Source organism: Phenylobacterium aquaticum (assembly GCF_022695515.1).
GTDB lineage: Bacteria > Pseudomonadota > Alphaproteobacteria > Caulobacterales > Caulobacteraceae > Phenylobacterium > Phenylobacterium aquaticum.
The window spans coordinates 80,383-86,524 of record NZ_JALDPT010000024.1 but is presented as its reverse complement, the minus strand read 5'-3'; the positions used below and the strand labels follow the sequence as shown (position 1 = coordinate 86,524).

Below are 6,142 nucleotides of genomic sequence, written 5' to 3'. Positions count from 1 at the left end.
CGGGCAGCATGGCCTCGTCGTCCATCCAGACTACGGTGGCCTCGAACTGGTCGGCGACCTCGGGCGGCGAGGCGGCGGTCGACAGCACGTCGCCGCGGGGAGATGTCGATCTCGCTCCGTTCAGGGTGAGCGTCGACCGACTGGCCGGCGCGGCCTCCGGCAGCGGCACGTCGGGGACCGTCGAGGCGACCGCGGCGGGAGGCGGCTGGCCCTCGGTCGCGGTTACAGGCTTGGGCAGCCACATGGCGTAGCCGACCAGAACAATGCCCAGCAGCAGGAACAGCAGGCCCGGCGAGGCGCTGACCAGATCGGCCTTGGCCCCGGTCAGGTTAGCGCTGAAATTGAAGTCGCCCTTCACGCCTTCGCGCAGCAGGTCGGCGCCGATCCGCACCACGGCGAACCCGATGACGAAACAGATCACCTTCAGGAGGAAGGTGTAGGTGATGGTCAGCAGGGCGACGGTCAGGGCCGGTGACATGCGAGGCGTCCTGGAACAGGAAGCGTCAGCGTGGCAGGTTCAACTTCAAGGCGCAATGGGTCGCGCGCGGCGTGGGGATGAACCAGCCTGGGATGGCCGCTAGATCGGCATCCGCATGATTTCCTGGTAGGCGCTGATCACCTGGTCGCGGACGGCCATGACGGTTTCCAGGCTGGTCTCGGCGGCCGAGATGGCGGTGGCGACGTCGATCAGTTCGGCCTTGCCTTGCGTCTGGCGGACCATCTGGGTTTCCGCGTTCTTCGACGCATGCATGGCGTCGGTCATCGCGTTCTTGAGCATCGCCCCGAAGTCGAGGCCGCCGGTCTCGGCGGCGGCGCCCGGGGCGGTGATCCCGTGGTTCTGGGTGGCGGCGTAGGCCTTGGCGGCGGCGAGCGCGGTGATCACGGCCTAGGTCCTATTTCTTGAGGAGATCGAGGGTGCGCAGGTCCATGGCCCGCGCCGTCTCGATGACGTTGAGATTGGCCTCGTAGGCGCGCTGGGCCTCCTTCATGTCCAGCGCCTCCACCAAGGGATCGACATTGGGCATCTTCACATAGCCCTGGGCGTTGGCCGAAGGATTGCCCGGTTCGTACTGGTCCTTGAAGGCGGACTGGTCCGGCGCGACCTTGGCCAGGCGCACCCCCGTGCCGCCGTCGACCTTGGTCGGCTCGAACACCGGCACCTGGCGGCGATAGGGATCGCCGCCGGCGGTATTGGACGTGGAATTGGCGTTGGCGATGTTCTCGGCGATGACCCGCATCCGCGCCTGCTGGGCGCGCAGCGCGGAGGAGGCGATCGCCTGGGCCTGTCCGCCCATGGTGATGAGGTCGGCCATCTAGAGCGCCCTTCTCAACGGCCCGGAGCCTTGGCCGCGGTGCGCAGCAGGTTCAGGGACTTCTGGTAGAAGCTGACCGCGGCGTCGTAGTTCATGCGCGCGTCGGTCATCTTCATCATCTCCTCCTCCAGCACGACGGAATTGCCGTCGAGGCGGGTCTCGGAATCGGCGGCCTTGTGCAGCTTCACGCCCGCGCCTGCGGCGGAGCGATTGCGCTGGGAGGCCGGCAGCATGTGGCCCGGCTGGGTCATGGCCATGACGCCCGCCGTCATCGTGCTCGACTGCGACTGGGCGCGCAGCTGGGCGTCGAAGGTGAAGGGCTTCAGGTCGCTCGGCGTGTAGCCGGGGGTGTCGGAGTTGGCGACATTCTGGGCGATGACCTTCTGTCGCTCGGAGAGATAACCGAGCCGGCCCCGCAGCATCGCGAACAGCGGAATGTCGGTGATATCCATGACCAAACATGGTGAACAAATAGGGTTAATCGCTCCTTAAGACCCTTGGGGCACATGGGAGAGCGCCGGGATCGCCGGCCGGAGCCCTTCGTACCCCGCGATGCATTTCGCCGATTTCCTCCGCGCCGTCTTCGCGCTCGCCATGACCATGGGCCTGATCGGCCTGGCCGCCGTGGCCCTGCGCCGCTGGGGGCCCGAGACCCTGGCCAAGCTGGCCGGGCCGCGCCGCGAGCGCCGCCTGGCGGTGGTTGAGACCCTGGTGCTGGACCCCGCGCGGCGGCTGGTGCTGGTCTCCTGCGATGGCGAGGAGCGCCTGTTGCTGCTGGGCGAGGGCCAGGTCCTGCCGCCCGCGACCAAACCCCGCGCCGTCAAGACCAAGGACGCTTCCTGATGCGCAAACTGCTTTCCGCGATCACGGGCCAGGCCTTCAGCGGCCTCAAGGCCGAGGACTGGCGCAAGGCCTTCGGCTATTCCCTGGTCGCGACCTTGGCCGGCCTGCTGATCCCCGGCCATGCCCTGGCCCAGGCGGTGAACATCAATCTGGGCACCGGCGCCGGCCTGACCGAGCGGGTGGTCCAGCTGATGGGCCTGCTGACGGTTCTGTCCCTGGCGCCGTCGATCGTGATCATGACCACGTCCTTCGTGCGGATCGTGGTGGTGCTGTCGCTGCTGCGCACGGCGCTCGGCCTGCAGCAGAGCCCGCCCAACTCGGTGATCATCAGCCTGGCCCTGTTCCTCACCGCCATCGTCATGGGCCCGACCCTGCAGAAGTCCTATGACGACGGGATCAAGCCGCTGCTCGACCAGCAGATCGAGCTGCCCCAGGCCTTCGACGCCGCCGGCGGCCCCCTGAAGACCTTCATGCTGGCCCAGGTCGATCGCGAGGACCTGTCGCTGTTCGTGCGCCTGTCGAAGATCGAACGGCCCAAGACCATGGACGAGATCCCGCTGCGGTCGTCACCCCGGCCTTCATGATCTCCGAACTGAAGCGCTCGTTCGAGATCGGCTTCCTGCTGTTCATCCCCTTCCTGGTCATCGACCTGGTGGTGGCGAGCGTGCTGATGAGCATGGGGATGATGATGCTGCCCCCTGTAGTGGTGTCCCTGCCCTTCAAGCTGATCTTCTTTGTGCTGGTCGACGGCTGGCGGCTGGTGTCCGGCAGCCTCGTCGAGAGCTTCCACCGGGGCGCCGGAGGGTAGTTCAAGTTCGGAATCCGCTTCCTTCTCTCCTTGCGGGAGAAGGTGTCGTCCGAATGGACGACGGATGAGGGGTCGCACTCCGCCATCCGCGTGTCTGATGGGGCGCTTGCTCCGCAGATCTGAGAGACCCCTCATCCGTCAGCTTCGCTGACACCTTCTCCCGCAAGGGGAGAAGGAGGACTTGTTTCTACCCCTTCGCCGCCTTCCGGGCGGCGGGCGGCGGGGCGGCCTGGGCGGTCTTGGCCGGTGGCGCGGGCGGGGCGGCGGCGACCTGGCGGGTCGGGGGGCCGAGCGGCGCGGGCTTGTCCTTGAAGCGGGCCTTCATCTTGCCGACCCAGCCGGCGAAGCTCTCATTGTCGGCGGTGACCCGGCCGAAGTCGGCGACGCTGAGCTGGCCGTCGGAGATGCCGGACAGGGCCACCTTCAGGGCGTCGGGATTGTGCGCCTGGGCGATGAAGCCCTGATAGCGGGAATAGAGGCGGGCGAGCGAGGCGTCGTCGCCGGCCAGGCTGTAGGCCACGCCGGCCCGCAGCAGCTTGCCTTCCTCGTCGCTGGCGAGCGCCGCGGGCTGCTTGTAGCGGTCGCCCAGCGACTTCTCGAACATGGCGCCGGCGTTCGGCCAGTCCTTGCGCTTCCAGGCGATCTCGGTGCGCAGGTCCTGGCCGTCCTTGGTGGTGTCGCGCTCGATCAGCTCCTCGGCGGCGTCGAGGCGGCCCAGGCCCATCATGGCGCGGGCCTCGATCATCCGGCGCTCGGTGTTCAGCGCGGCGGGCAGGACGGTGGTGCGGGAATCGTTGATCGCCTGCAGCGCCTGCTCGGGCTTGCGGTTCATCAGATAGATGGTCGCCAGGTCGGTGGCGACCTGGGCCTGGGGCACGCCATCGAGGCGGTTATCGACCTGATACTTCAGAAGGGTCGCGGCCTGGTCCAGCAGATCGACGTCGACCAGCCGGCGGACCAGCTTGCGGACCATCAGGTCACCGTCGGCGCCCAGCGGCGTCAGGTCCTGGAAGTCGTAGAACAGGGCCAGAGCCTGGACCGGCTCCAGACCGTCGGCGGCGCCGTCGAGGAACAGGGCGCGGAAGGCGTTGTTCAGATCGGCCTGGATCTGGATCGCCTCGGGCGAGTCGGCGCGGCCCTGCGGCGCGGAGCGGAAGGCCTCCAGCGCCTCGCGATAGCGGCCCTGGCTGAGATAGAGCTGGCCCAGAGCGCGGATGGTGTCGAGCTCTGTGGCGTCGCCGCGCCAGCGGTAGCGGAGGCCGGCGAAGACGTTGGCCGCGTCGATCGGCGAGATCTGGCCGAGCTTGAGCTGGATCTGAGTGGCGGCCAGGGTGGCCGGCGCGGTCAGCGATTCCGTCGGCGCGCGCATGATCGCCTTGTAGACGCCGAGCGCCCGCTGGGGCTGGCCCTTGGCCTCGATGACCTTGGCCTCGACCAGGCGGGTGGCGAGTTCTTCCAGCGGCTCGGGCCGGTCCTCCAGCGCCAGGCGGATGGAGCGGTCCGCGCCGTCGATGTCGCCGAGCGCCAGGGCGGCCTGGGCGTCAGCGCGGGCGAAGCGGGTCTTCCAGGTGGAGTTGAACAGACCGAACGCCTCGGAGCCGGCCAGGAACTGGCTGCGGGCCTCGGGCCATTGGGCCAGCTGGGCGGCGGTATAGGCGCGCCACAGGGAGATGGACGGGTCGTCCGACAGGGCCGGCGCGGCGAAGTCGGTCTGGGCTTCCTTGTAGCGGCGGGCCATGACCCGGGCCATGCCGCGCAGGCCGCGGAACTCGGGATTGTCGAGCACCTCGGGATTGGTGCGGGCCACGTCGTTCAGGAAGCCGATGGCCTCGAAGGACAGCTGCGAGCCGACCAGGAAGCGGGCGAAGGCCATGCGCTGGGCGAGCGGGGCGTCCTTGCCCTTCATCTCCTCGTCGGCGGCGGCCTGCAGCAGGGCGTTGTAGCGGGCGAGGAAGCCGCCCTCCCCGGTCTTGGGCCAGTTCACGTCGTCGATCAGGCCGGGCATGGAGGCCGGCTGCGGCGCGCCGAGCTGGGCTTCGACCCGCTGGACCTGGGCGGAGACCGGCGACAGGGCCAGGCCCTGGGGTCGGCCGATATGGACCAAATCCCCGTCCCGCTGGACGTTCAGGTCCTCGACATAGGCCTCCATGGCCAGGCCCTGGGCGGAGGGCAGCACGGCCATCTGGACATATTCGCGGCGCATCTGGACGCCCTTGGAGGGGCCGAGCGCGGTGACGACGGACAGGCTGTCGCCGACGACGGGGTCGGCGACGCGGACGGCGCGGGTGGTGCCGGCGACCTCGGCCTTCAGCGCTGCGGGACCGCCGACGTCGTCGCGGCCGATGCGGATCGGTGAGGCCTGGCCCTGGGGACCATTGCCCAGCGCGATGGTCCAGGTTCCCCCCTGGGACGAGGCGAAGACCGGGGTGCCGACCGGCGAGGCGATGCGGATGGCGGAATAGTCCGCCCCCTGGATCGCCTGCATCTGGGTGAACTGCTTCAGCCCGCGCGGCGCGTGGGAGATGTCGAGCACCGCCGAGGCGTCGAACACCACCCAGACGGCCGCGCCGCGGCGGAACACCGCCGCGCCGTTGGGATTGGCCCAGGGGAAGGTCAGCAGGACCTGGCCGTTCTGCATGGCCGCGCCCATGTGGACGACGCCGCCCGGCGGGACCGGATTGGGGCGCTCGGGCTCGGGCTCGATCGCCGGGGCGGCCGCGACGGCGTCGGCGGGTGGAGCGGCGGGATCAGCCGCGGCGGCTTCCGGCGGCGGATCGGACTTCTTGAAAAGGTTGACGAAGGTCGCGCCGTCGGCCGAGCCCATCTTGACGTCGGCGTCGTCGGCCATGGTCAGGACGAGTTCGAGGCGGCCGCCAGTATGGCGGGCCTCGGCGCCCTTCAGCCAGCGCGGCGGGGCGAACTTCAGCCGGGTGATGTCGGGATAGGCGTCGCGGTCGAACTTGAGGCTGATGACCTGGCCGGTCCGGGACGTGGTGGCCCGCGCGCCGCCGGCCCAGTGCAGCTCGATGCGGGTGAAGTCGGCGGCCTCGCCCACATGGACGTCGAGCGGCCCGCGCGGAGCGACCTGGCCCGCAGGCGCGACCGCGCCGGCGGGCAGGGCCACGCCGGCGATGCAGAGCGCCGCGACGCTGGAGTGGAGGGCCCGACGCAGGCTCAT

5 protein-coding genes and 2 pseudogenes are annotated in these 6,142 nt (G+C 69.5%); 2 read left to right on the top strand and 5 right to left on the bottom strand.

Annotated elements, in window-relative coordinates; translation table 11 throughout:
* The 4 genes and pseudogenes from MQH10_RS17220 to flgB form a co-directional block, all read right to left on the bottom strand.
* Positions 1-478: pseudogene (locus tag MQH10_RS17220) on the bottom strand (hypothetical protein); the annotation flags it as partial.
* A 99-nt stretch (positions 479-577) separates the two neighbouring features.
* Positions 578-883 carry a flagellar hook-basal body complex protein FliE gene (gene fliE / locus MQH10_RS17215; protein WP_242565245.1) on the bottom strand — a complete coding sequence of 102 codons (306 nt, stop codon included), beginning with the start codon at positions 881-883 and terminating at the stop codon, positions 578-580.
* Positions 884-893: 10 nt separating this feature from the next.
* A complete protein-coding gene (gene flgC / locus MQH10_RS17210; RefSeq protein ID WP_242565244.1) occupies positions 894-1,313 on the bottom strand; it encodes a flagellar basal body rod protein FlgC in 420 nt (139 codons plus the stop codon).
* Between the two features lie 14 nt (positions 1,314-1,327).
* Entirely contained in the window at positions 1,328-1,765 is a 438-nt protein-coding gene (flgB, locus tag MQH10_RS17205) for a flagellar basal body rod protein FlgB (RefSeq protein WP_242565243.1), read from the bottom strand.
* A 100-nt stretch (positions 1,766-1,865) separates the two neighbouring features.
* On the opposite strand from flgB, the gene MQH10_RS17200 reads away from it, so the two are divergent.
* Both MQH10_RS17200 and fliP read left to right on the top strand, forming a co-directional pair.
* Positions 1,866-2,156, top strand: coding sequence for a flagellar biosynthetic protein FliO (locus MQH10_RS17200; protein WP_242565242.1), 291 nt, complete (start codon positions 1,866-1,868; stop codon positions 2,154-2,156).
* Positions 2,156-2,964: pseudogene (gene fliP / locus MQH10_RS17195) on the top strand (flagellar type III secretion system pore protein FliP). Before MQH10_RS17200 ends, fliP begins: the two are co-directional and overlap by 1 nt.
* A 187-nt stretch (positions 2,965-3,151) precedes the next feature.
* Here fliP and MQH10_RS17190 read toward each other — a convergent pair.
* Entirely contained in the window at positions 3,152-6,142 is a 2,991-nt protein-coding gene (locus MQH10_RS17190; protein ID WP_242565241.1) for a tetratricopeptide repeat protein, read from the bottom strand.

What these genes read in the sequence shown, in the direction of transcription:
- flgC (WP_242565244.1), bottom strand. Translation starts at nt 1,313, where the DNA reads ATGGCCGACCTCATCACCATGGGCGGACAGGCCCAGGCGATCGCCTCC.
- flgB (WP_242565243.1), bottom strand. Translation starts at nt 1,765, where the DNA reads ATGGATATCACCGACATTCCGCTGTTCGCGATGCTGCGGGGCCGGCTC.
- MQH10_RS17200 (WP_242565242.1), top strand. Translation starts at nt 1,866, where the DNA reads ATGCATTTCGCCGATTTCCTCCGCGCCGTCTTCGCGCTCGCCATGACC.
- MQH10_RS17190 (WP_242565241.1), bottom strand. Translation starts at nt 6,142, where the DNA reads ATGAGCCTGCGTCGGGCCCTCCACTCCAGCGTCGCGGCGCTCTGCATC.